Origin of the sequence: Microcystis sp. 0824 (assembly GCF_003112475.1) — a bacterium.
Classification (GTDB): Bacteria; Cyanobacteriota; Cyanobacteriia; order Cyanobacteriales; family Microcystaceae; genus Microcystis; species Microcystis aeruginosa_C.
The window spans coordinates 44,656-70,301 of record NZ_BDSM01000007.1 but is presented as its reverse complement, the minus strand read 5'-3'; the positions used below and the strand labels follow the sequence as shown (position 1 = coordinate 70,301).

The 25,646-nt window shown below is 42.1% G+C and carries 25 protein-coding genes; 15 read left to right on the top strand and 10 right to left on the bottom strand.

Annotated features, from left to right (window positions below):
• Nucleotides 1-3 precede the first annotated feature (3 nt).
• The gene (locus N0824_RS02795; protein WP_108935614.1) at nucleotides 4-831 is read left to right on the top strand and encodes a YaaW family protein; all 828 of its coding nucleotides are present in this window, start codon (nucleotides 4-6) and stop codon (nucleotides 829-831) included.
• Nucleotide 832: 1 nt separating this feature from the next.
• Nucleotides 833-2,107: an O-antigen ligase gene (locus N0824_RS02790; RefSeq protein ID WP_108935613.1), complete on the top strand. Its 1,275-nt coding sequence runs from the start codon at nucleotides 833-835 to the stop codon at nucleotides 2,105-2,107.
• Between the two features lie 289 nt (nucleotides 2,108-2,396).
• Here N0824_RS02790 and N0824_RS02785 read toward each other — a convergent pair whose 3' ends face one another.
• The 5 genes from N0824_RS02785 to N0824_RS02765 all read right to left on the bottom strand — a co-directional run bounded on the left by N0824_RS02785 (nucleotide 2,397) and on the right by N0824_RS02765 (nucleotide 7,920).
• The gene (locus N0824_RS02785) at nucleotides 2,397-3,293 is read right to left on the bottom strand and encodes an AEC family transporter (protein ID WP_108935612.1); all 897 of its coding nucleotides are present in this window, start codon (nucleotides 3,291-3,293) and stop codon (nucleotides 2,397-2,399) included.
• Between the two features lie 48 nt (nucleotides 3,294-3,341).
• A complete protein-coding gene (locus N0824_RS02780) occupies nucleotides 3,342-3,941 on the bottom strand; it encodes a Uma2 family endonuclease (protein WP_108935611.1) in 600 nt (199 codons plus the stop codon).
• A 161-nt stretch (nucleotides 3,942-4,102) separates the two neighbouring features.
• Nucleotides 4,103-4,411, bottom strand: a complete 309-nt coding sequence (locus N0824_RS02775; protein ID WP_024970637.1) for a nucleotidyltransferase family protein — start codon at nucleotides 4,409-4,411, stop codon at nucleotides 4,103-4,105.
• A 46-nt stretch (nucleotides 4,412-4,457) separates the two neighbouring features.
• Entirely contained in the window at nucleotides 4,458-5,318 is an 861-nt protein-coding gene (locus N0824_RS02770; RefSeq protein WP_108935609.1) for a formylglycine-generating enzyme family protein, read from the bottom strand.
• Nucleotides 5,319-5,493: 175 nt separating this feature from the next.
• Nucleotides 5,494-7,920, bottom strand: coding sequence for a dynamin-like GTPase family protein (locus tag N0824_RS02765; protein ID WP_108935608.1), 2,427 nt, complete (start codon nucleotides 7,918-7,920; stop codon nucleotides 5,494-5,496).
• A gap of 228 nt (nucleotides 7,921-8,148) precedes the next feature.
• Between N0824_RS02765 and N0824_RS02760 the strand changes: the two genes are divergently transcribed.
• Nucleotides 8,149-9,789 carry a DUF655 domain-containing protein gene (locus N0824_RS02760; protein WP_108935721.1) on the top strand — a complete coding sequence of 547 codons (1,641 nt, stop codon included), beginning with the start codon at nucleotides 8,149-8,151 and terminating at the stop codon, nucleotides 9,787-9,789.
• A gap of 40 nt (nucleotides 9,790-9,829) precedes the next feature.
• On the opposite strand, the gene N0824_RS02755 is transcribed toward N0824_RS02760, so the two are convergent.
• From N0824_RS02755 to N0824_RS02745, 3 genes are all read right to left on the bottom strand, one after another.
• Nucleotides 9,830-10,141, bottom strand: coding sequence for an MgPME-cyclase complex family protein (locus N0824_RS02755; RefSeq protein ID WP_002783106.1), 312 nt, complete (start codon nucleotides 10,139-10,141; stop codon nucleotides 9,830-9,832).
• Nucleotides 10,142-10,208: 67 nt separating this feature from the next.
• Nucleotides 10,209-10,931, bottom strand: a complete 723-nt coding sequence (locus N0824_RS02750) for a pyridoxine 5'-phosphate synthase (protein WP_199224873.1) — start codon at nucleotides 10,929-10,931, stop codon at nucleotides 10,209-10,211.
• Between the two features lie 59 nt (nucleotides 10,932-10,990).
• On the bottom strand, nucleotides 10,991-11,335 hold the full coding sequence (locus tag N0824_RS02745; RefSeq protein WP_108935606.1) for a YbaB/EbfC family nucleoid-associated protein: 345 nt from the start codon (nucleotides 11,333-11,335) through the stop codon (nucleotides 10,991-10,993).
• A gap of 257 nt (nucleotides 11,336-11,592) precedes the next feature.
• Between N0824_RS02745 and N0824_RS02740 the strand changes: the two genes are divergently transcribed.
• On the top strand, nucleotides 11,593-12,789 hold the full coding sequence (locus N0824_RS02740) for an META domain-containing protein (protein WP_233256339.1): 1,197 nt from the start codon (nucleotides 11,593-11,595) through the stop codon (nucleotides 12,787-12,789).
• 347 nt (nucleotides 12,790-13,136) lie between these two features.
• On the opposite strand, the gene N0824_RS02730 is transcribed toward N0824_RS02740, so the two are convergent.
• Entirely contained in the window at nucleotides 13,137-13,913 is a 777-nt protein-coding gene (locus N0824_RS02730; protein WP_108935603.1) for a hypothetical protein, read from the bottom strand.
• Nucleotides 13,914-14,335: 422 nt separating this feature from the next.
• Between N0824_RS02730 and N0824_RS02725 the strand changes: the two genes are divergently transcribed.
• The 11 genes from N0824_RS02725 (at nucleotide 14,336) to N0824_RS02665 (ending at nucleotide 23,722) form a co-directional block, all read left to right on the top strand.
• On the top strand, nucleotides 14,336-16,588 hold the full coding sequence (locus N0824_RS02725; protein WP_108935602.1) for a ribonuclease R family protein: 2,253 nt from the start codon (nucleotides 14,336-14,338) through the stop codon (nucleotides 16,586-16,588).
• 2 nt (nucleotides 16,589-16,590) lie between these two features.
• Nucleotides 16,591-17,373: a DUF3153 domain-containing protein gene (locus N0824_RS02720; RefSeq protein ID WP_108935601.1), complete on the top strand. Its 783-nt coding sequence runs from the start codon at nucleotides 16,591-16,593 to the stop codon at nucleotides 17,371-17,373.
• Nucleotides 17,374-17,655: 282 nt separating this feature from the next.
• Nucleotides 17,656-18,702, top strand: a complete 1,047-nt coding sequence (gene fbp, locus N0824_RS02715; RefSeq protein WP_002801107.1) for a class 1 fructose-bisphosphatase — start codon at nucleotides 17,656-17,658, stop codon at nucleotides 18,700-18,702.
• A 27-nt stretch (nucleotides 18,703-18,729) separates the two neighbouring features.
• Nucleotides 18,730-19,188: a hypothetical protein gene (locus tag N0824_RS02710; RefSeq protein WP_108935600.1), complete on the top strand. Its 459-nt coding sequence runs from the start codon at nucleotides 18,730-18,732 to the stop codon at nucleotides 19,186-19,188.
• A gap of 646 nt (nucleotides 19,189-19,834) precedes the next feature.
• Nucleotides 19,835-20,182 carry an NADH-quinone oxidoreductase subunit K gene (locus N0824_RS02695; RefSeq protein WP_002761414.1) on the top strand — a complete coding sequence of 116 codons (348 nt, stop codon included), beginning with the start codon at nucleotides 19,835-19,837 and terminating at the stop codon, nucleotides 20,180-20,182.
• On the top strand, nucleotides 20,179-21,615 hold the full coding sequence (locus N0824_RS02690) for a cation:proton antiporter (RefSeq protein ID WP_108935598.1): 1,437 nt from the start codon (nucleotides 20,179-20,181) through the stop codon (nucleotides 21,613-21,615). The genes N0824_RS02695 and N0824_RS02690 overlap by 4 nt, the downstream gene beginning before the upstream one ends.
• Nucleotides 21,612-21,995, top strand: coding sequence for a Na+/H+ antiporter subunit E (locus N0824_RS02685; RefSeq protein ID WP_108935597.1), 384 nt, complete (start codon nucleotides 21,612-21,614; stop codon nucleotides 21,993-21,995). Before N0824_RS02690 ends, N0824_RS02685 begins: the two co-directional genes overlap by 4 nt.
• A complete protein-coding gene (locus tag N0824_RS02680) occupies nucleotides 21,992-22,243 on the top strand; it encodes a hypothetical protein (protein ID WP_002771873.1) in 252 nt (83 codons plus the stop codon). The genes N0824_RS02685 and N0824_RS02680 overlap by 4 nt, the downstream gene beginning before the upstream one ends.
• The gene (locus N0824_RS02675) at nucleotides 22,240-22,509 is read left to right on the top strand and encodes a monovalent cation/H(+) antiporter subunit G (RefSeq protein ID WP_108935596.1); all 270 of its coding nucleotides are present in this window, start codon (nucleotides 22,240-22,242) and stop codon (nucleotides 22,507-22,509) included. Before N0824_RS02680 ends, N0824_RS02675 begins: the two co-directional genes overlap by 4 nt.
• A gap of 8 nt (nucleotides 22,510-22,517) precedes the next feature.
• Nucleotides 22,518-23,060, top strand: coding sequence for a DUF4040 domain-containing protein (locus tag N0824_RS02670; RefSeq protein WP_108935595.1), 543 nt, complete (start codon nucleotides 22,518-22,520; stop codon nucleotides 23,058-23,060).
• Nucleotides 23,060-23,722: a Na(+)/H(+) antiporter subunit B gene (locus N0824_RS02665; RefSeq protein WP_108935594.1), complete on the top strand. Its 663-nt coding sequence runs from the start codon at nucleotides 23,060-23,062 to the stop codon at nucleotides 23,720-23,722. The genes N0824_RS02670 and N0824_RS02665 overlap by 1 nt, the downstream gene beginning before the upstream one ends.
• Nucleotides 23,723-24,004: 282 nt before the next feature.
• On the opposite strand, the gene N0824_RS02660 is transcribed toward N0824_RS02665, so the two are convergent.
• On the bottom strand, nucleotides 24,005-25,429 hold the full coding sequence (locus N0824_RS02660; protein ID WP_108935593.1) for a Ni/Fe hydrogenase subunit alpha: 1,425 nt from the start codon (nucleotides 25,427-25,429) through the stop codon (nucleotides 24,005-24,007).
• Between the last annotated feature and the right edge of the window lie 217 nt (nucleotides 25,430-25,646).

Below are 25,646 nucleotides of genomic sequence, written 5' to 3'. Positions count from 1 at the left end.
ACATTGGACGAATTACGCACAGCTTTGGAGTTAGCCACCGAGGAGGAACTGCAGCAAATCACTAACATCCTCTTTTGCCGTCGTTTTAACCCCCTCGATTATCTACGAGCGCCGGACGCAATCGCCGTTCAAAGTCAAGATTGGGAAAGTTGGTTAGATAGCGTCGAGGATCGTTTTCGTTATTTGGCTGCCGATGGTGTGACAGTATTAAAAGGTCAAACCGAAAAAGTTAGTTATCGTCAAATTCTGGTTCGTGTCTGTCATTTCCTCAAGGTTCCCTACTCCCAAAAAATGCCGACAACGGAAATTGAAGCGGAAATCTATCTTCATCTCGTTAACAAAGCTTGGAAACGTCTCCCCCCATCGGAACAAAAATCCCTCTCGATTCAAATTCAAAAGGCACTCGCGGATTCCCACACTCCCCAACCCTTGCCCGTTCACCTACAACATAATCCCCTCGATATAGTCCTTAAAGGCGGCAGCGTCATAGCCATTAATTCTATCCTGAAACCGATTCTGCTCAAACATATCGCCGGGCAGTTCGCTCTCCATTTTGCCCGCTATCAAGGGGCAAAGACTGCCCTAGTCCAGGGTGGGGCAATTGCTAATCAAATCGCCCTACAAACGGCTAAACAGGGCATGACTCGGGCGGCGGCCCGCTACGGAGCGGTCAGAACCGTGTTAAGTTTAGTCGGACCGGCTTTATGGGGTTGGTTTATTGCTGATCTCGGTTGGAAGGCGATCGCCACTGACTACGGCCGGATTATCCCGACTATTTTTGCTCTTGCCCAAATTCGTCTGACTCGTGACGATTGTTGGCAACCCGCTTAACATGAAAAAGATTTTTTGTCAAGGGTGGGAGTGGAATTTAATACTTTTTTCAGTTTTTATCGCCATGATCCTGCCGGAGTTAGCGGGTATCGGCATTATTATCGTCTTAATTAGGGTTTTTACTGCCAATTTTCGGGCAATTATCCAGTCACGTCTCAATCAAGGTCTCGGTATCGTCACTCTTTGGTTGATGATTAGTGCCAGTCTTTCCCCAACTCCGGGGGATGCTTGGATTGGGTTAGGAAATTTCCTGCCTTTTTTCTTCTTTTTTAGCAATATTCGGCAATTAATTAAAAAACCCTCTCAATTGCGTCAACTAGCTTGGGCGATGGTTATTCCGTCGGTTTGGGTAGTGGTGATGGGATGGGGACAAATTTTTCTCGGTTGGCAAAAACCGGAAGCATTAAAAGGGATTTTTACCTGGCCCTACGGGGCGGGGGGTGAACCTTTGGGACGAATGTCTTCGGTTTTTATGTATGCTAATCTTTTGGGGGCTTATTTACTCATAACTCTGATTTTAGCGATCGGTTTATTAATTCTAACTTGGCGGCAGTGGCACAGACAAAGAAATCGGAATTTAAATCTCAAAATCGGGTTTTTAACTTTAACCATATTTATCGATAGTGTAGGGCTATTTTTAAGTAATTCTCGCAATGCTTGGGCCTTAGCCTTTTTAGGGTGCCTAATTTTCGCCCTTTATCTGGGTTGGAATGCCTTAGTCGCCGGTTTTGTCCTCTTGGGAGGGGTGATTTCCCTCGCTTCTTGGGGACCAAATCCTTTAAGGGATAGTCTGCGTTTTTTGGTTCCTAGAGCGATTTGGGCGCGATTATCCGATGAAATGTTCCCCAATCGCCCTCTAGCTACTCTCAGATCAACTCAATGGCGTTTTACTCTAGAAATGACCCAAGAAAGACCCCTATTCGGTTGGGGATTACGCAGTTTTACACCTCTCTACGAAAAAAGTCAGGGATTATGGTTAGGTCATCCCCATAATTTATATTTGATGTTAATGGCAGAAACGGGAATTATTGGCTTAATTTTGTTGTCTGCTTGGGTGGGTTGGATTTATGCCCAAGGGGTGCGTTTATTTATATTTTTACGGCAACAAAAAGCTGGGGGGGAGTTAATTATCTTTACCTATCTGGTAGCTTTTGGCGCTTGTGTTTTATTTAATCTCGTCGATGTCACCCTCTCCGATGTCAAGATTAATACTATTGTTTGGCTTCTCTTGGCTGCCATTGCTGGGGTGAGTCAAAGGTTAAATTATGAATTATGAATTATGAATTGGGAATTATGAATTATGAATTATGAATTATGAATTATGAATTGGGAAGTGGGGAATTGGGGAAGTGGGGTGTGGGGTGTGGGGTGTGGGGCGTGGGGAGAATAAATAAAATAATCTCCTATCTCCTGAATCCTGAATCCTGAATCCTGAATCCTAACTCCTGACTCCTATCTCCTGACTCCTATCTCCTGAATCCTGAATCCTGAATCCTGAATCCTGACTCCTGACTCCTGAATCCTGACTCCTAACCCCACCAACAAACTTTGTCAGCAAACCCTAATTATAAATAGACTTTTAATAACCAAAGAAAGAAAGGAATAGTCAGAAAACTAGCAAGGGTAGTGACCACAACTGTGCGGGCCATTAAAGCGGCTGAACCACCGAATTCTGTGACTAAAATGACAGTATTAACGGCGGTGGGCATGGCACTTTGTAGGATGAGAATTTTTAGATCCATACCGCTTAATCCTAAACTACTGCCGATAGCAACTGCCACAAGAGGAGCGACTAAAAGACGCAAACAGGCCCCTAATAACTCTAATTTACCGATCGCTAATTTTTGCTGAGATAATTGGATACCTAGGATAATTAAAGCCAAGGGAATTGCCGCTTGTCCCAGATAGCTAACACTTTTATCTAATTGCAGGGGAAGATGAAAAGGGAAAGTTTGAAAGCTAATGCCGATAAAAATTGACCAGATTAAGGGCAATTGAAAAACTAAGCGAAATCCTGAAAGAAAGCTTTTTCCTTGCAAATAAGCGGGACTAATACCAAATAAAAGAATACTAGAGCCAATCATATAGATTATCGCTCTTTCCAGTCCGGCGGCACCCAGGGCAAAACTAGCCACTGGTAAACCCATATTACCGTTATTGGGCATCACGGCGGCAGCCATGATGCTTTTGCGGGTATCATCATCGAGACTAAGACAATAGGCCATAATTTCGACGACAATCACCATTACCAATGAAATAAGGGCAAAGCCTAGGAGAATTAAACCGATATTGCTGGCGGATAAAGTGGTGCGATAGAGTCCATCAATCACCAAAGCGGGGGCAAGAATATATACCGTGATTTGGGAAAGGGAATGCACTTCCACAGTGAGAATTTTTCCTGCTATCACACCGATGAGGATGATAAAACCCACTGGAACAATAGCGGAGAGGATGACAAGCATTAATCAGGTAAAAAGTAAATAGTAAACAGAAAAAACTTATCTGATTTTTTAACAGATTTCTGTTATATCTTCATATAAAGATTTGATCGCACAGTGAAAATCGATACTAGCTAGATAAATATCTGCTCCTTTGCTGTAGGGATAAAGAACCCAGAATCCTTCGTCATTGCGACGAAAACAATCTACACTGATGCGTTCTTGACTGATAAGAACGTATTCTTCTAAAGTTTCAAGGGAACGATAGTCGGCAAATTTATCACCCCGATCTCGCTTCGCGAGCGCGTTGCGAGCAAAGGCAGCAGTAGTGGGGGATAATACTTCTACAATCAAGCGCGGATAACGGATAAAATCTTCCGAGAAAGACTGATTATCTCGCGAGTCGCAAGTGACCACAAGATCGGGATAAAAATAACTATTAGCTATTTCTAGACGAACTTTCATATCTGTGGCATAGACAAGACAACCACTACCCCGCAGCCGGTTTTTTAAAAGTGTGGCTAAGTTGATAATAATCATACCATGGGCTTTACTTGCACCAGCCATGGCGTAGGTTTGACCGCGAATGTATTCGTGTTTATCCTTGGCTATTCTCTCCGTTGCTAAATAATCTTCCGGGGAAAGATAGTTATGGTCAAAGTTAGCAATCATTTGGTTAAATCACCTTTATTGTCTCTAAAATCAATTCTAACTCTCGATCGAGGAGCGGTACATTTTAAAAAATTGTCTGACCAACACCTGCCAATTTTGCCAGTTGCTCGGCAAATTGTTGAGCTAATTGACCGGCTCGGACAATATCTAGTAAAAAAGCCTTATCCCGCCACATAAATCACTTGTGCTGTCTCTAAAATCTCTCGTTGACGAATCCAATTATGACTCTGCTCGATCGATTTTTTCGTTAGCAAATCAACTTTCCGTCCCAATAAATTCTCTAATTCCCGTTTCATCCTCGAAAACTCCAGAAGTCCCCAAGAAACACTATCTTGAAAACTGACCAGTATATCAATATCGCTATCTGGACGAAAATCTTCCCGCAAAACCGATCCGAATAAACACATTTCAGATATCTGCCATTTCTGACAAAATTCGCTGATTATTTGCTGGGGTAGTTCTATTTTCAATTTTTTCACCTCCCTGTCACCGGTAATCAGTGATCGGTTTTCAGATTTAAGGAGAATTATCGCTAACGACACGAAAACCGATATCATAGAGTCCAGCAGTAGCCAGAAATTTGACCCGGTAGGCCGAGCGACATTTGTTAGGGCCGTCATTCCAGGAACCCCCGCGTAAAACTCGTCTGTCCCTATCTTCTATTGTGGCTGCTTCGTAGTTATCGCGCCAGTAATCTGCACACCATTCCCTGACATTTCCGTGCAGATCGTAGAGTCCGAAAGGGTTAGCGACGGCAAACATTCCCACCGGTGTGGTTTCTCTGCGATCGCAACCTAGGCGACCTTCCCCATAACGACCAGAACTGCACACTTTGCCGCCATAATCCCAGTCCACCCCGGAATAGTTGGCTAAATCAGTGGAAATTGTCGGGCCGAAGTGAAAAGGGGTTGATGTTCCTCCCCGACAAGCGTATTCCCATTCTTTTTCTGCGGGTAAACGATAATTGAGTCCCGTGAGACGGGATAGGCGATCGCAAAATTCCACCGCTTCCCACCAGTTAATTTGTTCTACGGGGCGATCATAACCTTCAAAATGGGCCGGATAGGGATTAAGTTCAATATTTACTGGTTCTAATTTTGCCACCTCGCGCCATTGTCGTTGGGTAATTGGGTAGCGACTCAGGCAAAAAGCCTGAATATTAACCGGAGATTGGGGACTTTGACTCAATTTCCAGCCTAACTCGCTTTTGGGCGCACCGATGAGGTATTGACCGCTAGGGATAGAAATCATCTCTAAAAAGGTTTTTTTGCTTAAAAAATATTTATAACCTCGATTAGTGACTTTTTCCCGTTTAATTTCCTCACCTTTGCCATTAACAGTGACCACCTCATCGGTAAAATCTAACCATTCTCCCATTCTGCACCCCTCTATCGGTTATCGGTTGATCAGGTTCAGCTGCGAGCCTAAAAACATCTCGAAACCTACCAGTTTAAGAATAACAAGACTTCGATCGCTTATCCCCCGATCAGTTTTAATTTTAATTAATTTTTTGGATTGTTCCCCCTCACTTCCCACCTTCCCACTCCCCATATTAATTGCTGGAGTGATTAACAACTTCTGGGACAATCTCTAATTCTTGTTCACCAATTACAGGTAAATGATTTTTCTGTAAACCCATAGCAGTTAAACAAGTATTGAGAGAGTTGATCGCTTGATTATAATCCTCAATTTTTTGGTGAATTTCTTGCTGTTTGTGGGCATTATTAGCAATTTTTTCCGCCGCTTCCTGTTCTAAGGTTTGTTCTAGATAGGAACGAGCTTGATTAAACTGTTGTAGAATAGTATCGGCTTGTTTTTTCGCCATTGGTATCAATTGATTTTTGAGAGTATTATTAACCGTGTGACGGAAGTTTTTCTGAATTGTCGCTGATACTTTTGGTTCAAAATCTAACTGAAGTAATTGACGGATAGCAGGTTCGGCATCAAGAATACTTTCGCAATCGTAACCTTGAGTAGTTTGTTGGACAGTTTGCCGAAATTGAAAGATAGAAAAAGTGCCTTCGTTGTAAAAATTGTGATTTTCTCTTACATAGCGATCGCACTCTGTTCTCCCTTGGGAAACTAAGGCATGAATTAACTGCCATTCTACCTGTTTTAGCTGATTTTCTATGCCACCATCATTACCCAATAAACGATAGATTTGCCGATAATAATCACCTTGCCTTACCGCATCTAAAAGACGCTGACAGAAGCGATTAACTAAACTGGTTGACTCCTCAATTAACACATCTTCTAGCTGGTTAGACAGATAATAAAAAGCTTCCACTAATACCGCTAATAAAGGTGCTGTAGCATTGCGGGGATGGTTTAAAGTTGCTTGCGAGTAAGCATTTCTAACAGAAAAAGTATTTAATAACTCATCCAATCTTGATACCATTCTCGCTTTCAGTTTTTTAAAGTCTTCTTCAAAGTTTTCATCGCTATTAACCACGATAGCATTGACATAACCCTCGATATGTTTAGTTAATTTCTCTCCCACTTCCTTTAACTCTTGATTGAGGTGATTTAACTCCAGAGCTTTCATCGCCTCAATTTCTCGTGGTTGACTTTCTAAATCACGATAAATCCCTTGGTAATGATTTTTGAGAGTGATACAGAGAGATTGTAAATCATCAGCTAAAGTTGCAAACAATTGCGGGCGTTTTTCTTCGGTGAGATAACGAGTAATTGCCGTGCGAAATTCTTCGATACCGCTATCAGCAATTAACTGCTCTAGTAAAGGAGTTCCCCACTCGCTTAAAACTCGGAAGTAATTTTTATTGGGAGTTTCATAACCGTGGATGGAAACTTTAAAGGGAGTTGCCAGTAATTTCCCAGAGTTGGCACAATAGTTATTAAACTCGCTGACAAATTGCGGTGTTTCTTCTTCTCCTCCTAAATTTTTAACACTTTCGGCAAAGATAGAATCTAAACCATAACGCTGATTAATATTGGTTTGATTTTTCACCTGATACCCATAAAACCCTAAAAGTCCGCTGGTTTTGTAAATGCGGGAAGTATCACGAAATTGCGTTTGAATTAGATTTTCTAAACGCTGTTTTAGTTGGGCTGAGTACCAGGTTTCATCGATGCGGTTAAAAACATAAAAAACTCGATCACGAATACTGGCATTAGAGCCAATTTTTTCGAGTAATTCCGTTTCTTCTGTGGCTAATTCTCCCGCAGAAGCAGCCTTTAAAACACAAACCACTGCCGAAGTATCAGGATGCTCTATTTTACGATAGGCTAATGCGGCATCTTTTTTGACTGGGGCATCAATACCGGGCAAATCTACCAAAACGTTACCATCTTTAAGGAGAGGATGATGACAGTAATATTCTAGACGTTTTAAGACGGCACTATTGCTACCACGACGGGCAAAACTGGCCGCTTCTGCTAAATTAGAAAAGTGAAATTGTTCCATGGAATAGGTGGCATTATGCAGGGTATGGATCCGCTCACGATTTTGAGTAAATCCTTCAATTAATAATTTTAAACCCTGAGCTTGTTTAGCTCGCTCGGATTTGCCTTCTCCCCCTTCCTGTTCGATAATTTTTTGACAGTATTGGTTTAATTGACTACAGTATTCCGGGGAATTAATGTTACTGGGATTAGTTAATTGCAGATTTTGACAGACGCTATCGACTAAAGTACGAATTTCTGCTTCGCTGAGAAAGGTTAAAACCACTCTTTCCTCATCAGCTTCTGCGTACTCAATATAACATTCTGTACCCGTTGCGTGTCCTTCGGCACTATAGAGCAATTCTCGCTCTAAAAGTGCATTGATTAACATTGATTTCCCTGCACTAAAAGCACCGGCGAAAACGATTTCAAATTTGGGAGAAATGGCTTTTTGTAGGGCAATTTCTATCTTGCTGGTATCCTGTTGATTACGGAGAGAAGATTCGCCTTTGCATAGTTCAATTATACTGTTAACATTACCAGCCAGATTACTGCATTGGGGTAAAAGTTCAGTCATGGTAAAACCCAGATCTAGAAGAACAGTGCTATTGTTCCCCAGATTATAACAAAATTCCCTAACTAGATGTCACATCTTTGATCAGCAATTTAAACAATCAAGGACAAGGCCCTAGTCTTGAATCTAGAATCAGGATTGATTATAATCAATTTAGTACATACCGATTTCCGAGAACCTGCTTAGGTAAAAATTACCTCCTGTCTCCTGAATCTTAGGGTAATGATAATTATGCGGGCAAAAATGGCAATAGATCAATGGAGATTAAAAAAAATTCTGCCCATGGTACAGTTAGGATTTCTGTTAGGAATAGTTTTTCTTTTGGGTGGCTGTCATTCTCTGAATGCCATCCAAAATCGTCCGCAACCCTTGCCCCAAGATCAATATATTCAAGTCTATTTTAATCATAATCAAGCCCGAAATTCAAATTATACCGATCCCTATCGCCAAATTAATCGCCCAGGGGATAATTTAGAACAGGTTATTCTTGATAATATCAACTCGGCAAAAAGTTCGATCGATCTAGCAGTGCAAGAGTTACGTTTACCCGCCATCGCTCAAGCTTTAGCTACTCGTCAGCAACAGGGAATTAAAGTTAGGGTTATCCTCGAAAACATTTACAATAAACCTATTAATAGTTTAGCCAAAAACCAAGAACAATTAAGTGATCGAGAACAGGAACGTTATCAAAATATTTTTGACTTAGTTGACATAAATCGCGATGGTAAATTAACTCCAGAGGAAATCGCCCAAAGAGATGCAATTACTATCCTCAAAAAAGCTGGTATTACCCTAATTGATGATAGAAATGATCGCTCAAAAGGTAGCGGTTTAATGCACCATAAATTCATGATTATTGATAATTACACTACTTTAATTAGTTCAGCTAGCTATACCTTAAGTGATATTCATGGAGACTTTTCTAATCCCAAAACTGTCGGTAATGCCAATCACTTATTAGTGATTACTAATCCCCCACTAGCTAGAGTTTTTCAAAGAGAATTTAATCTGATGTGGGGAAGGGAAGATCGTTCTAGATTTGGGTTAGATAAACCCCACAGAAAACCGCAAACAATCCCTATCGGTAATAGTAGTCTGACGGTAAAATTTTCCCCCGATTCTACCACTTATCCCTGGGCAATTACTAGCAATGGTCTGATCGGTGAAACTTTAAATAAAGCTAAAAAATCCGTGGACTTAGCCCTATTTGTCTTTACGGAACAGCCTTTAGCTAATATTCTCGCTCAACGACATCAAAAAGGGATAGAAATTAAGGCTTTAATTGATCCTAGTTTTGCCTTCCGATACTATAGCGAAGGATTAGATTTATTAGGAGTTGCTCTCAGTAATAAATGTCGTTATGAACCAGATAATCAGCCTTGGCAAAACCCAATTAATACCCTAGGAGTTCCCGCTCTAGCCCCGGGAGATAAATTACACCATAAATTCGGTTTAATCGATGATAAAATTGTGATTACTGGTTCTCATAATTGGTCAAGAGCCGCTAACCATCAAAACGATGAAGCTTTAGTTATTATCAATAATCCCACCGTTGCCGCTCATTTCGATCGAGAATTTCAATATCTTTACCGTACCGCTAAATTAGGACTGCCGGAAACTATTAAAAATCGGATCGAACGGGATAGAAAAAACTGTCCCCAATCTGTAACAATTAAAAGCGATCGCTTAATTAATTTAAACACTGCCACAAAAGAAGAATTAGATACTTTACCCGGTATCAGTGGCAAATTAGCCGAAAAAATTATCGCAGCCCGGCAACAAAAACCCTTTACTTCCCTAGAAGATTTGGATCGAGTATCGGGAATCGGTCGGGGAAAAATTAACAAGCTGCAAGGCAAAGTTAGCTGGTGATGATTGCCTCGTCTGTATTTTTTGCCCCAGTCCAAAAGGGTTATTTTAACGGTTCGGGAATAGTATCGGAAGGAGCCTCAAACTGTCCTGTAATAACGTATTCTAGACGCAATTTTAGCCAAGTAATAAACTGTTGATTGAGAGAAACAATCGCCGCTGCCGGTTGGGGAGTTTTCTTTTTGATATCGGCAAAAGCGGGAGTATCTAAAAAAGCTGGATTGGCAATTAACCAAAAATCAATTTCTTGACCTTTTTCTTGATAATTCCTGATTCTTTCCTTCAAAACTTCCTTTTCGATCGCTTCTTCTTCTAAAAACTTTTGACTGGCTACCAAATAATAATAAGTTGTCATGATCTTTCCTTTAATTTTTCAGTGTAATTGTTCCTTAGTCGGCAGATTAGCTGATAGCTGATGGCTTTTATAATTGTCCACGCATAGCCAATTTCATTTCCCTAACGGCCCGTTCTAACCCGACCAAAACCGCGCGACTGATAATTGTGTGACCAATGTTCAATTCTTCCATATTGGGCAAACAGGCGACGGCATAAACATTCCAATAGGTCAAACCGTGGCCGGCATTCACCCGCAAACCGAGGGAGGAAGCGTATTCGCAGCCTTCTTTAAGAATTGTTAACAATGCTTGACGATCACTCTCCTGTTGTGCTTCGGCGTATTGACCGGTGTGGAGTTCGATAAATTTCGCCCCTGTATTAGCGGCCGCTTGAATTTGGGCAAAATCGGCATCAATAAACCAACTAACGGGGATATTAGCCCCTTGTAGGCGCTCTACAACCCGACAAAAACGGTCAAAATTGCCCAGCATATCGATCCCCCCTTCCGTGGTCACTTCCTCGCGCTTTTCGGGGACAAGGGTGACATAATCGGGTTTAATATCGAGAGCAATGGCGATCATTTCCTCCGTCGGGGCCATTTCCAGATTCAGATGAGTCCGCACCGTTTGCCGGAGAATCCGCACATCGCGATCCTGGATATGACGACGATCCTCGCGCAAGTGAACGGTAATGCCATCAGCGCCGCCGATTTCGGCCAAAACTGCCGCCGCCACGGGATCTGGTTCTACGGTGCGGCGAGCTTGGCGAATTGTGGCCACATGGTCGATATTGACACCCAAAGTCAGCAAAGTTGAACCTCCTTGTTTGTTAGTCCAACTTTCCATCTTACCATTGCGGTCAAAAGCGATTACATACTGGGGATATTTAAACCACTGGTCAGTTCTTCCATTTTGGCGCGCATGGTTTCCGTAGAAGCAGTATAGGCGGCCTTCATGGCTTCTAGAATAGACTCGGCCACAATCTCCGGTTCTTGGGAGAGGAGAGCAGGATCGATTTCAATCCCCCGGGGTTCTTGGTTGCCACTGAGATAGACTGTCACCAAGCCATTTTCACTCTGGCCAGGAATTTCCATATTTTCCAGTTCTTCTTGCAGAACTTTCGCCCCTTGTTGCACCTGTTGCGCTTTTTGGAAAGCGTCTTGTAATTCTTTAATCTTACCGAGACCGAATCCGAATCCTTGTCCTTGTGCCATGATGTTTTTTTTTGTTTAAGGGGTCACTCAAGGTTTTTATTGTACTGCTTAAGGTGAACCGGGGTCAACTTTTGGCCATTTGAGGGCAAAAAGTGACAACGATGACTTTCTGACGGGGTTAAGGTTTGCGGGAACTTATTCTCTGTTAATCCGTCACGGCATGGTCAGCAAGAGAAATCCTAAAAATTATCCTAACCACTCATTCGATTACCCTACGCCATAATAGAATTGTTGCTTTGACGAGGAGAATAGCAATTTTGAACGCCAAAAAAACGGTAATTTTCTTGACAATTGCCCTCAGTTGTGCTTTAGCGGGGAAAGCGGCGATCGCTAATACTTCCCCTTTGGAGGGGACTCGATGGAAACTAAAGGGGTGGACAGCCGGAAGTTTGGTGAAAGAAACGGAAATTACTGCCGCTTTCCAGAAAAATATCCTCAGTGGTTCGGCTGGATGCAACCAGTATAATACCGGCTATCAAGTCAATGATGACACGCTCAAGGTTAACCAAGCGATCGCTACTACGAAAAAAGCTTGTCCAGAACCGCAGATGAAACAAGAAAATCAATATCTTGCTGCCTTGCAAGGAGTGGAACAATTCCAAGTAACAGCTAAAGGCGATTTACAGTTATTTTATCGTACTCCCGAAGGTTTAGGAATACTCACTTTTACCCCCACACCGACCACCACGCGCACGGAAAGGACAATTTATATCAATTCTAGGAAACAACCCTGCAGCCAAGGCACCACCAAAGACTGTTTACAGATGCGAGAAAAACCAGAGGAAAACTGGAGATTGTTCGCCAATAGTATCGAGGGATTTGATTATAAACTAGGATTTTTATATCAAATTAAAGTTAGCGTTGAAACCGTCTCCAATCCAGCTAATAATCAAAGTTCGGAGACATGGAAGCTATTAGAAGTTATTAGCCAAACCCCAGAAAAAGAGACTCCGCGAGCTTGGTTTGATCGACCGTTAACTAATTGGAATAAAGCCAAGGCCCCTATCCCAAAATCTCCCGTTAAAACCGTGATCGATAACCAGTGTCGTGAACAGGTTCGTCCGGCAATTACTGCCAATGATCAAGCACTTAATAAAGCAGGATGGTTACTGTACGGTTCCGTGCAAACCTATGGTAAAACTAGCGTTATTTCGGCTATGAGTGCAGTGGATGGAATGTGCCGACCGATGGGTTATCAAGACTTTGTTTTTGTTGATGGTAAATTTGCTGGCACTCTTTCCCCGCGACCGATGGATTCCCGCACTGATGGTGCATCTCAGAGAATTGTTTTACAAAATAGCGATCGAATTATTGTGGTTTTTAATCGCTATAAAGATACGGATCCTCTCTGTTGTCCTTCCCAATTAAGTCGCGTTATTTATCAAATCGAAACAGTCAGCGGAGTGCCAGTGGTTGTTCCCAAAGAAGCAGAAACAGAAGCAGTAAGAAACTAATTCAGTTATCAGTTATCAGTTATCAGTTATCAGTTATCAGTTATCAGTTATCAGTTATCAGTTATCAGTTATCAGTTATCAGTTATCAGGGAGATAGGGAGATAGGGAGATAGGGAGAAAAAGACTGGCAGCTAATAGCTTACTTTTTTATTATATCTCCCGCAAAAGTGAGTTTTTAATCGCAGATGCTATTAAAGTCCTTAATTTAAGGATTTTTACAGAAAAAGATCGCTTTTCTACTGCCAGAAAATAATCTATTTCTTTCTGCTTATCCTGACTCGGATAATAGTGGCTCGGAGACTCCTCACTTAACTAAAGATTTTTGATTTATGCAGCAGGTCTAGTGATTAGGCACTGATACTAGATAAGTAGTTATAGAATTCTAATAACTCCTCGTTAGTTAGTAGTAAACGGGACTTTTTGCCATAGGTAGAAATCAGGTATTCCCGACCTTTTTCTGTAGTCCAAGCTAATCGCTTCATCTCCACATCAATTTTAGTTTTAAGCACTGAATAATCGATTTCTTCAGGAATAACAACAACTGGTTCTGGTGCTGGGGGTTCTTCTTCAGTTAAACTCGCTTCTTCTGGCAATTCTGATAATAAGGAGTAATTATCGGTTTCCATTTCTAATAATAAAGGCTCTGGTTCTGGTAAAGGAATATCCTCAACTTGGGGTAATTCCGGTTCAATTTTAGCCGGGGGAATATCCTTAACTTGGGGTAATTCCGGTTCAATTTTAGCTGGGGGAATATCCTTAACCTGGGGTAATTCCGGTTCAATTTTAGCTTCAGGACGAGGTATTTCAGTGACTTTAGCCGTTTTAGTCGATTTTTTGGCACTAGGGACGGGTTTAGGTAAATCGGACGGTAGAGAAATATTATTGGGGCTGATTTTTTCCACAAGCTGGAGATCGGGGGTGTTTTCAGCCTCTAAAAGCAGTAAAGCTCGTTCTCTGGCTCTATCTTCGGCGATTTCTACCGTATCTGCCGCTGCTAAACCTGTAACGACCGTTTTTCCCTCAATTTCGATGATCGCTCTCACAATATACTTACCGTGATCGATTTGAACTAACTCGCTAATCAGGGCAACTTGGGGGTAACGTTGGCGTAACTTTTGCAACATGGTGACTTTTTCGAGTTCTTTTGTACTTATACTAAAATACTCTATCGTAATTATGGAAAAATGTAGCAAGTTCTTGCTAAGATCAAAGATTAGATAAAATTTTCAGTCCTAGGATTAGCCTTGCCCATAGTAACAAGATTCTACTAGGCTGAAACTTCTGCCAGAAAGACGAGCGATCGCAAAAAAGTTTGCCAGTGTTCGCTATTGGCTTATCCTAAGGAAGGATTCGATAATTCTCAAGGTAGGTTCGGGTGTTCGATGCTTGCTTAGTTTACCTTCACTGTCACCTACAGCGATCGCAGTTAGCCCGATAGAGATAATCTCTCGAGTCAATGGTTTAAATCAATCTTCTCATTATATAAGTATTTAAACTTAATTGTCCACCATTCCGTCAGTGTCTTGTAAGTAAGGATTATTGTTAGATGGACTTCTCGATCGCCACACTCCTCTCTCATCTTAGTGATGATAAATTAGCTACGGGTAAAATTCTCGAAAAAAAACTAGGCTGCGAAGACGATCCCGAAAGCTGCGAAAAATTGCAAGTGATTCTCGATGCTTTGGAACGTCTGGGAATGGTTGTCAAAGAACGCGGGCGCTATCGTCGTGTGATCGAGGAAAATATCGTAGAAGCAAAGCTGCGCTGTTCCAGTAAAGAATTTTGCTTTGCTATCCAAGATATCGAAGATGCTGATGACATCTACGTGTCGAAAAATCATCTCAGTAACGCTTGGAATGGCGATCGAGTTTTAGTTAAAATCATCCGCGAGGGAACCCGTCGTCGTTCCCCAGAAGGAGAGGTGAGATTAATTCTCGAACGAGCTAACCCTTCACTTCTAGCGCAAGTAAAACAGGAAAATGAGCAGTTTGTGGCGGTTCCCCTCGATGATCGCCTGAAATTTACCCTTAATCTCCTCGAAAATGGTCAAAATCTCCAAGAAAACATCGATCACCTCGTTCATGTTTCCGTCCTCCGTTATCCTCTAGGAGAAATGCCTCCCATCGGTAAAGTTACTCGCATTCTCGGTTCTACTGCCGAGGCCGCTGCCGACACGGATATCGTCTCCTGTAAACACGATCTACCCCATAATTTTCCGCCAGAAGCCCTCGAAATTGCCGATAATTTAGCGGATTTCTTCGATAGTGGCGAAAAAGAACAACTGCGAGATTTAACCCCACTCTTCACCTTTACCATCGAAGATGACACCCCCCTGGATTATCCCCCAATCATTGAAAATGCCTTTTCTTTAGAGAAAATCAACCAAAATCGCTGGCAAGTCGCCATTCATATCAGCGATGTCACCCGTTACATCGAACGGGGCGGATTATTGGATAAAGTTGCCAAAAAACGGGGAACTGCCGTCTATTTAGGCGAAAAAGTGCTGCCATTAGTCCCGGCTGCCCTTACCAGTCGTTGTTCCCTGTCACCCCAAGAACAGCGCCCCGCTATTTCTATCCTCGTCACCCTCGATGACAAGGGGGAGCTAGTGGAGTACGAAATCACCCGCAGCCTCATCCAAGTGGATCAACATTTTACCTATCAACAGGTGCGCGATCTGCTCAGTGAAGAAGATAGCGAAGCTGCCCCCACCGATACCGTTGAAACGCTGAAAGATTTATTTTTTAGCGTTTGCCCCACCCTAAAATCCCAACGTCTGCAGCGGGGTAGTTTTGATATTCAATTAGACAAAATCTCTCCCTACAAAGACGAAGGACGGGGGGGGACTGTTCTCGCTTCTAATAATTTACCTGCCCGTTCTTTACTGACAGAAGTGGCAATTTTAGCCGGCAAAGTTGTCGCCGAACACTTACAGGCCTTAAAATTGCCCTGTATCTACTGCGGACAATCGGAACCGGATTGGGATGAATTGGAGGATTTACTCAAATTGGCCAATAATTTAGGGGCAGAATTAAATTTAACTGCCGAGGAGGAGATTAAACCCAATGACTATCAAAATCTCACCCGCACTTTTTCCGCTTCTTCATCGGTGAAAGTCCTCAATTATCTCCTGCAAGAAACTCTCAAATTAGTTAGATATAGCAGCCATCCTCTACCCCATTTTGGTTTGGCCTATCCTAGCAATTATACCCACTGTCTCTCACCCCTACAAAGATATGCGGATCTTTGGGTACAACGGGTGTTAAAAATACTATTAACCGAGGGGAAAGATCGCCGCAGCAAAATCGTCAAAGTCGGGGTTAATTTGGGCAGTAATAGCTGTCATGGGCAGATTAATTGGAATATTCTCCCAAGTCAAATTCAGGAGGAGTTAGAAGAAGAAAGCCACCTAATTGTTTCCCATCTCAATGATCGCTCAAAAATTGCTGAAGATGCGGAAAAAGACCTAGAAGGATTGAAAAAAGCCGAGAAAATGAAAGAAAGAATGGGTCAAGTTTTTCGCGGCTTAATTACCGGTGTACAATCCTATGGTTTCTTCGTGGAAATTTCCGATTTATTAGTGGAAGGGTTGGTCCATGTTTCTTCTCTCAAGGATGATTGGTACGAATATCGGGCCCGTCATAGCTGTTTGGTAGGACGGAAAAATCGCGTTGCCTATCGTCTCGGTGATGAGGTAGAAGTGGAAGTAAAAGATGTAGACTATTATCGTCAGCAAATTGATCTAGTTACGGTTAGCGGTGGCAGTTCAGCAAGTTATGACGACTTAGAAGAAGATTAATTATGAATCAACCAACCACCGAAAAAATAGGGAAAACCCCCTTTATTCTGCCCTTTTTATGCGGTATTTTTCTCTTTTTAACTGGCTGTGTCCGTTACGATGTGGGCATTAATTTTCCCCACCAACACCACGGGGAAATTATTCAACATATCACCCTCGGACAACGTTTAACCAGTCTCAGTCAAACCGAAGCCACTAAATGGTTAAATAGTATCGAACAGAGGGCAAAATTACTGAAGGGGAAAACCGCTCCTATTTCCGAACGAGAAATAATCGTGACTATTCCCTTTAGTAATAGTCAGGAATTAGAGGAAAAATTCAATCAATTTTTTGATCCTAGTTCTTCCTTTAAAATCAAAAATTCTGCCGATACCGATGATATAAAGTTACTGCAACTAGATTCAAAACTGGCAGTTACAGAACGAGATTGGTTCTTTTTGACCCAGAAAAACTTAAAATTAACCGTTGATTTGCGGGCTTTAGGTGTACTTTCCGAACAGGGAAATATTATCATTAGTCCCGGTTCCTTAGTCGATATCGACTTCGCTTTAAAGACTCCCTTTCCTGGTCAAAATATTGAAGATGACTCAGGATTAAATCCCCCAGTAGAACAAGTTGATAATCAGTTAATTTGGCATTTAAAACCGGGAGAAATTAACACCATTGCTGCGGCTTTTTGGGTTCCTAACTATTTAGGTATCGGCACAATAATTATTGTTTTATTAACAAGTTTTGCCTATTACTTGAAATATAAACGCTTGCCCGGTGTATCCCCATCGACTTAAATTGAGATGGCAAGTAAGTAGTTAGGTGTTAAAAACTGTCAGACACCCCCCTTAATCCCCCCTTAATCCCCCCTTATCAAGGGGGGATCCATCTTCAATTTAATTATAACCAGCTACTTATTGACCAAAATTTAATGATCAATAAGGGAAAAATTAGCCAACTTATGAAACTGATCTAAAAATTGGCCAACAATAGGGAAAATCTTGGCTAGGATCAAATCATAGTCACAATTGAGACTAGACGGGTTTTCCTTTTTTACTTTATTACTGGCAATTACAGTTATGGTTAGCAATATTCCCTTTTCTATCCCCGAACATAGCCTCGATCGAGATTGTACCACCCTGTCCCGTCACGTCCTGCAACAACTACAAAGCTTTTCCCCCGACGCGCAGGATTTAAGCGCAATTATGAGTCGGATTGCCCTAGCGGGAAAATTAATTGCCCGTCGTCTCAGTAAAGCGGGATTAATGGCGGATGTGCTAGGTTTTACTGGAGAAACCAACGTCCAAGGGGAATCAGTCAAGAAAATGGACGTTTTTGCCAATGAGGTATTTATCTCGGTTTTTAAGCAAAGTGGCTTAGTTTGCCGTCTTGCTTCCGAGGAAATGGATAAACCCTATTATATCCCAGAAAACTGTCCCATCGGTCGCTATACCCTACTCTACGACCCGATCGATGGTTCTTCTAATGTGGATATTAACCTAAATGTGGGTTCGATTTTTGCCATCCGTCAACAGGAAGGCAATGATTTAGACGGAGAGGCGCGGGATTTACTGCAAAATGGTCGTCAACAAATCGCCGCCGGTTATATTCTCTACGGACCTTCGACTATCTTAGTTTACTCGATCGGTCGCGGTGTTCATGCCTTTGTTCTTGACCCCAGTTTAGGGGAATTTATCCTCGCCCAAGAGAATATTATTATCCCCGACCATGGCCCGATTTATAGTACCAATGAGGGCAATTTTTGGCAGTGGGATGAGGCAATTCGCGACTATACTCGTTATGTCCACCGTCATGATGGTTACACGGCCCGTTACAGTGGGGCATTAGTGGGAGATATCCATCGAATTTTAATGCAGGGAGGCGTTTTTCTCTATCCGGGTACTGTTAAAAATCCCCAGGGAAAATTGCGCTTAATTTATGAAACTGCTCCCCTTGCTTTTTTAATTGAACAGGCAGGAGGTAAAGCTAGTGATGGGGTGACAAATCTTTTAGATATCGTTCCCGATAAATTACACTACCGCACACCTTTAGTGATCGGTAGTGTCGAAGATGTTAAATTGGTAGAGTCTTTTATCGCTGATCGCCGTCATCGCGATCGAGTTTAACTTATAGTTTTATTTAGAGATATTGACATGGATTTACAAGCTCTGAAGTGGACTAAAAATGTCAGGCGACACGATCGTACATGGGCATATCGGGAATATAAGGTTTCTGATCGCTTCCGACTGGCATGGAAAGATGATGAAGTCAATGCCAATAAACCCGAAAAAGGTAGTTTGATACTACTCAGACAGCGAGGGTATGTTACCCATTTAGTAAAAGTTCTCGACTGCAAAGCCAAACGTGAAATTGGCAAGGATAATTACGACATCTATCGAATTGTTGAGGTGCTTTGGGCTATTGATTTTGATAATCCACCTGTATCAGCAAAAGCAGATAAGATGTTTGATTATCGAGTCAGGTATCAAGGTGGGAATGTGATGGAATTGGAGAAGTTACCAACTTTCAGACAGCGTTGGGATGACGATGGCGGTTTGGGGGGATTCCAAACTTACATTCAGAATTTATTGGGGCTGTCAAGCAATAACTAAGAGCCTTGTTAAGCTTGTGTTATAGTATTGAGCAGATATAGGGTAACTGCTATGACTGCTATAGTTCAGGAACTTTTAGATACCTTTGACCGCTTGACAGACTCAGAGCGCTCAGATTTGCTATTAGAGATTCTGAAGCGGACAATTCACCTGGATTTTCCGCCCTTATCTGATGAAGATCTAGTCCTCAATGCCGAGGGAATTTTTCTAGAATTAGACGATAGTTATAGAAAAAATCAGAGCAGATCAAACTCCACCTCAAGCGGAGAATATTTATTCCCTTGAATATCAACCAATAACAAGAGAATTTCAAGCTAAGTATTGTGAATTTTTGTCTGCTGATAGCTTAAAAAAATGGCATATTATGATAATTATTTACAGGGTTTTATCGAGTTAATTCGAGTGAAGAAAATAATGTTAGATGCTTCGTTAACATTACTGATTGCGCTCTCTGGCAAGATATACATTATTAAAGCGAAACCGCTTGTTTTTATTTTTTTCAATAATAATTATAGATCTAAAACAATCTATTGACCGCCCGAAAATTCCCCCCATAATCTTGAGAATTTTTTGATCAATTGGGACTCGATCGAGGATAATTAGAAGAAATATTTTGACTCATAACCAAATCTAATCAAGAAGCCCAGTGACGATTCCCCTCCTAGAGTTGTTTGTGTTCGCCACCGTTTTGTGCGGATTTTTAGGAACATTCCTGAAAAAAAACTTAATCATGAAGATTATCGCCATGGATGTCATGAGTACGGGCGTTATCGCCTACTATGTGGTGATTTCTTCCCGTGACGGTTTATTTACTCCCATCCTCAGTACAGTTAAACAGCAAAATTACGCCGATCCTGTACCTCAAGCAGTGATTTTAACAGCGATCGTCATCGGTTTTTCGATTCAGGCGTTAATGCTGGTGGGAGTGATGAAATTAGCCAAAGATAACCCCACCCTCGACAGCAGCGAGATAGAAAAAAATAACACACCATGAATACTTTAACGATCGCCTGGATAAGTTTACCCTTTTTGATCGGCTTTATCATCTATTTATTGCCGCGATTAGACAAATATCTGGCTCTCGCCGCCACTATTATCTCTCTCGCCTATTCTCTCCTTCTATTTAGCCAATCCTCCCCCATAACCCTTAACCTACTAGATAATTATGGCGTGAGACTGGTAGCCGATCAGTTAAGTGCCTATTTTATCCTCACCAATGCCCTGGTGACGATGGCAGTTATTTTTTATAACTGGGAAAGTAGCAAAACCGCCTTTTTTTACGCTCAAGCTATCATTCTCCACGGCAGCATTAATTCTGTCTTCGTCTGTGAGGATTTTATTAGCGTTTACGTTGCCCTAGAGGTAATTAGTATTGCCGCTTTTCTGATGATTGCCTATCCTCGCAGCGATCGCTCTCTCTGGGTTGCCCTGCGTTATCTGTTTATCAGCAATGTGGCGATGTTATTTTACCTTATTGGCGCAGTTTTAGTCTATAAAGCCAATAATTCCTTTGCTTTTGCTGGTTTAAAGGACGCACCTCCCGAAGCCTTGGCTTTAATCTTCATGGGATTATTAGTCAAAGGGGGAATCTTTGTCTCGGGATTATGGCTACCGATGACACACTCGGAATCGGAAACCTCCGTCTCGGCGCTGATGTCGGGGGTGGTGGTAAAAGCTGGCATTTTTCCCCTCCTGCGCTGTGCTTTAATCCTAGAGGATTTAGATGTCCTAATTCGGCTTTTCGGGGTGCTAACGGCGATTTTTGGCGTGTCATACGCAGTGTTTGAAAAGGATAGCAAGCGGATGTTAGCCTTCCATACTATTTCCCAGTTAGGTTTTATTTTAGCTGCCCCAGTAGTCAGTGGTTTTTATACCCTTACCCACGGTTTAGTTAAATCTTCCCTATTTCTGTTAGCGGGAGTTTTACCCAGTCGCAATTTTAAAGAATTACAGCAACAATCGATCCCTAATTCTCTCTGGATTGCCCTAGTGGTTGCTAGTTTTTCTATCTCCGGATTCCCCCTATTATCTGGTTTTGGTGCGAAAGCGTTAACGATGAAAAATTTAGTCCCCTGGCAAGAGATTATGATCAATCTTGTGGCGGTGGGGACGGCGATTTCCTTTGCTAAATTTATCTTTTTACCCCACGCAGGGGGTGAAAGCAAACAGAAGCTAACTATCGGTTTCTGGACGGCAATAATTCTGCTCCTTGCCGCCCTATTTTTATCCAATGCCGTCTATGTTGAAGCTTATAATCTACCCAATATTATCAAAGCTTTAGCCGTCATCGGTGCGGGGTGGTGGTTATATCTGGGAGTTTTCAAAAAGTTATCCCTAAAATTATCGCGAGCCTGGGAACAATTTGATAATCTCGTCGGGATGATGAGTATAATGTTAGTTCTATTGTTTTGGATGGTTTTAGCATGATCGGACATATAATTCTGCGTTTAACTATGTGGTTTTTACTCACCGCTAATTTTACCCCCGCTAATATTATGATCGGGGTGGCTATTGCTTTTCTTTTGCCCCGTAATTTCGCCTCTAGCGAAACTTTAGGCGATTGGTTAAAGGTAATAATTAAAGTCTTTCTGGCTATTCCCCAAGCTTATAAAGAAGCGTTTGAAATTATCTTTCGTCCCCACAAGGAAGAAGAAATTATTTTAGAGAGAATTTCGGGTAAACGTTCACCCAGATTGGCTTTTTGGGATATATTTCTCATTACCTTTACCCCGAAAACTATCGTCACCGAATACAAGGAAAATGAGGGTTATGAAGTACATATAATTAAACGGAGTACCCAGGGATGAATATTGTTCTCATTGCCATGATTGTCGCCCTATTAATTCCCCTTTATGAAGTGGCAAGAAATGATGACATCTGGCAAAAAATGGCCGCCTTTGCCAGTGCTTCCAGTAAATCATCGATTATTATTCTAGTGGTGTCGGTTCTGCGGGATGATTGGATGATTGGAGTGGTAGCAGTGATTATTCTCAGTGTCGGTAATGCCGGCTTTATGTTATTAGCACAAATTCTTAAACGACTGAACGAATCATGATTAACATTTTGAGTTATATCTGCATCGCTATCGGAGTTTTTTTCTGGTTTTGGGGAACGGCGCATCTTTTAGACAAGCGCTCGGTATTATATAAATTACATGGTCTATCTGTCGCTGATACCTTGGGTTCTATGGCGATTATTTTCGGGCTACTTTTGAAAGTTCCCCAAAATTGGCCTTTATTATTATTGGCAATAATTTCCTTAGCAATTTGGAACACCATGTTAGGCTACGTTTTAGCTTATACTTCTAGCGATCGAGAGTAAAATTAAAGATGAATGAAAGTTATCTCTATGTTATTGTTGCCCTCTTGCCTTTAACTGCGGCGATGGTGATGTTACAATCCAATCCCTACCAAGCTTTAGTAATTCGCGGGGTTTTAGGGGCAATAGCAGCCTTAGTTTATGCTTTATTAGGGGCGGCAGATGTATCTTTAACCGAGGCTTTGATGGGAACCATGTTAGCTGTAACTCTCTACGCGGTGGCGATTCGTTCCTCTTTAGTGATGCGTTTAGGAGTAATTGCCGAGGAAACCGATACGGTTTTAGAACAGTTAAAAACTCAACTACAAACGGTTTTAAGTAAGCGTTTTATGCGTTTAGAATTAGTTGCCTACAGTGATAAACAAGCTTTGCAACAGGCACTTAGGGATAAAGATGTTCATGCCGTCTGTATCCGTCAAGACAATCCAGAAACTATCCCCTACGAAACCACAATTAGATTACCCTATCTCTACGATATTTTTAAAAATGAATTAACGGCAGCCAACACAACTTTAACTTGTATTGAAACCCCAAAATTAGAGGAGAAACACTAATGAAATGGATTTATACTCTAGCCGCCATTGCCTTCGCTGTCAAAATGGTAATTATTCCCAATACTGCTTCCTCTATATCATCCTTAGAAATTGTTGAATCCCTAGTGCGCGACGGCGGTGTTCCTAATGCGGTTTCGGTGGTTATTTTTCGTAATCGTCTTTACGATACCATCTATGAAGTGATTGTTTTTACCATTGCCATTATGGGTGCGAATTTTCTTCTAGCCACCGAAAAACCCGCCAGTAAAATCCATCAATTTACTGACCAACCTTCAATTATTTTAGCCCGTTTAGGGGCAACAATTGCCGCTTTAGTGGGCATTGAATTAGCTATCCGCGGACATTTAAGTCCAGGGGGAGGTTTTGCCGCCGGAGTCGCCGGAGGTACGGCAATTGGGTTAATAGCCATTACCTCGTCTCCCGAATGGATGCAGGCAATTTATCGCCGTTGGCAAGCGGCAACATGGGAGAAAATTTCCGTCTTAGTTTTTATTGTTTTAGCCGCCATTACTCTCTCAGGATTTGAGTTACCCCACGGGGAATTAGGGGCGCTCTTTAGTGGCGGTCTTTTACCGATACTAAACATTTTAGTCGCCGTTAAAGTAGCTTTAGGTTCCTGGGCAGTAATCCTCGTTTTTATCCGCTATCGCGGTTTATTGTGAGAGGTTAATATAGTCATTTCAATTAATAAGCTAAGACGTATTTAAACCGCTTATTCTTAGATTATCCGAATCTCCTCCAATCGCTTTACTATTGCCTATTGCCTCCTGCCTCGTCTCAACAAGCAATTTAAATTACGAACAGCTTACTAAATCTGGTTATTAAAAAATGACTATATTCTATTAGTTTTTATTTTACCTCAATATTCTATCATCTAGAATGAAATAGCCCCAGGTGTTAGGAGGAATTTGCCCTATTTTCTAACACCCTAACAACTTAGATAATTAACCCCTTTGTCGAGTATTAATCACCTCACCGGCTGCATTAACTAACTCTAGCTGTAGCGGCATTTGTCCCATAGCGTGAGTGGAACAACTTAAACAGGGATCATAGCAACGAATACCCGCTTCCACGCGGTTTAACATTGCTTCGGGAATTTCGCCACCATGGATATAATGTTGGGCGATTTGTTTCACCGTTTGGTTCATGGCTAAATTATTATTACCCGTGGCAATAATCAAATTCACCGTTTCGATCAAACCATTTTCATCCACTTTATAATCATGGAATAAAGTACCCCGGGGCGCTTCACTAACTCCCACCCCTTGCAGACTATTAATTCCGGCTTCGGCGCGGCAGCGTTTAGAGACGATATCGGGATCGTCGATTAAAAGTTCGATACGCTCTAAACAGCCTAAAATCTCGACTAATCGGGCATAATGATAGTAAAAAGAAGAGGTGGCTACACCACCGACCCGATGGCGATATTCGCGTAACTCGATATCTGCTCCCTCCGTGCCAAAATGAGAACAAACATTTAAGCGGGCCAACGGACCAACCCGATAGATCCCGTTGGGATAACCGAGGGGTTTATAGTAGGGAAACTTCAAATAAGACCATTTTTCCACTGATTCGCCGATATAATCGCGATAATTGTCTTCGCTCAGGTTATCGGCCACAATATTGCCTTGACTATCGGTAAAACGAATATGACCACCGTAGTGTTCCCACTCGTCCCGTTTACCGACCAATCCCATAAACAGAGAAGGGAAATTACCAAAAGCGGCGATTTCTGTGGTTAAATTGTCTAGAAGTCCTTTAAACAGGTTTAAAGCCGTGTAAAGAGTCGCTTTAGACTCCGGCAGTCGTTCTTTAATCCATTGTCGCCCTTCTTCGCTCAAAGGGGAACGGACACCTCCCGGGACGGACCAAGCGGGGTGAATTTTTTTGGCTCCCAAAAGTTCGATAACCTTCTGTCCAAATTGACGTAAACGGATGCCTGCTCGCGCTAGGTCGGGATCGGCGGCGATTAAACCGAAAATATTCCGTTTGGCGGGGTCACTTTCCCAACCAAGCAGAAAATCGGGACTGCTAAGATGGAAAAAGCTTAAAGCATGGGATTGGGTTAACTGTCCCAAATTCATCAAGCGCCGCAGTTTTTCCCCCGCAGGGGGGATTTGCACCGCTAGAATTTTGTCGCCGGTCTTGGCGGCACAAAGTAGGTGACTAACGGGACAAATCCCGCAAATTCGGGCAGTAATTCCCGCCATCTCCCACATCGGCCGTCCCTCGCAGAATTTCTCAAAACCGCGATACTCGACCACATGAAAACGCACGTCATCCACTTCCCCCCCATCGTCAAGGAAAATCGAGATCTTGGCATGGCCCTCGATCCGGGTGACGGGATCGATAACGACGGTTTTAGTCATAGTAAGTCCTCATTGTTCAGGAGTTCCACAGAACGGCATTGTGGAGATTGCGATCGAGCTTGGTTTTAACGATAATTTATCCCGATCTCCGCCCTGCTGTCTCTATGATAGTTATTACCCTCCTAGCAATCATAATTTTTATAACAATTTTTCCCGATTCTCAATCGCGGCTAATTTGGCATTTTGTAACAAATACTACAGAAAATAGTTCGGGAAT

Coding starts and splice junctions, on each gene's coding strand:
- N0824_RS02690 (WP_108935598.1), top strand. CDS start 20,179: ATGAATACTTTAACGATCGCCTGGATAAGTTTACCCTTTTTGATCGGC.
- N0824_RS02755 (WP_002783106.1), bottom strand. CDS start 10,141: ATGACAACTTATTATTATTTGGTAGCCAGTCAAAAGTTTTTAGAAGAA.
- N0824_RS02710 (WP_108935600.1), top strand. CDS start 18,730: ATGGATTTACAAGCTCTGAAGTGGACTAAAAATGTCAGGCGACACGAT.
- N0824_RS02780 (WP_108935611.1), bottom strand. CDS start 3,941: ATGATTGCTAACTTTGACCATAACTATCTTTCCCCGGAAGATTATTTA.
- N0824_RS02670 (WP_108935595.1), top strand. CDS start 22,518: ATGAATGAAAGTTATCTCTATGTTATTGTTGCCCTCTTGCCTTTAACT.
- N0824_RS02720 (WP_108935601.1), top strand. CDS start 16,591: ATGAATCAACCAACCACCGAAAAAATAGGGAAAACCCCCTTTATTCTG.
- N0824_RS02745 (WP_108935606.1), bottom strand. CDS start 11,335: ATGGCACAAGGACAAGGATTCGGATTCGGTCTCGGTAAGATTAAAGAA.
- fbp (WP_002801107.1), top strand. CDS start 17,656: ATGGTTAGCAATATTCCCTTTTCTATCCCCGAACATAGCCTCGATCGA.
- N0824_RS02725 (WP_108935602.1), top strand. CDS start 14,336: ATGGACTTCTCGATCGCCACACTCCTCTCTCATCTTAGTGATGATAAA.
- N0824_RS02730 (WP_108935603.1), bottom strand. CDS start 13,913: ATGTTGCAAAAGTTACGCCAACGTTACCCCCAAGTTGCCCTGATTAGC.
- N0824_RS02680 (WP_002771873.1), top strand. CDS start 21,992: ATGAATATTGTTCTCATTGCCATGATTGTCGCCCTATTAATTCCCCTT.
- N0824_RS02785 (WP_108935612.1), bottom strand. CDS start 3,293: ATGCTTGTCATCCTCTCCGCTATTGTTCCAGTGGGTTTTATCATCCTC.
- N0824_RS02675 (WP_108935596.1), top strand. CDS start 22,240: ATGATTAACATTTTGAGTTATATCTGCATCGCTATCGGAGTTTTTTTC.
- N0824_RS02790 (WP_108935613.1), top strand. CDS start 833: ATGAAAAAGATTTTTTGTCAAGGGTGGGAGTGGAATTTAATACTTTTT.
- N0824_RS02685 (WP_108935597.1), top strand. CDS start 21,612: ATGATCGGACATATAATTCTGCGTTTAACTATGTGGTTTTTACTCACC.
- N0824_RS02765 (WP_108935608.1), bottom strand. CDS start 7,920: ATGACTGAACTTTTACCCCAATGCAGTAATCTGGCTGGTAATGTTAAC.
- N0824_RS02770 (WP_108935609.1), bottom strand. CDS start 5,318: ATGGGAGAATGGTTAGATTTTACCGATGAGGTGGTCACTGTTAATGGC.
- N0824_RS02660 (WP_108935593.1), bottom strand. CDS start 25,429: ATGACTAAAACCGTCGTTATCGATCCCGTCACCCGGATCGAGGGCCAT.
- N0824_RS02760 (WP_108935721.1), top strand. CDS start 8,149: ATGCGGGCAAAAATGGCAATAGATCAATGGAGATTAAAAAAAATTCTG.
- N0824_RS02665 (WP_108935594.1), top strand. CDS start 23,060: ATGAAATGGATTTATACTCTAGCCGCCATTGCCTTCGCTGTCAAAATG.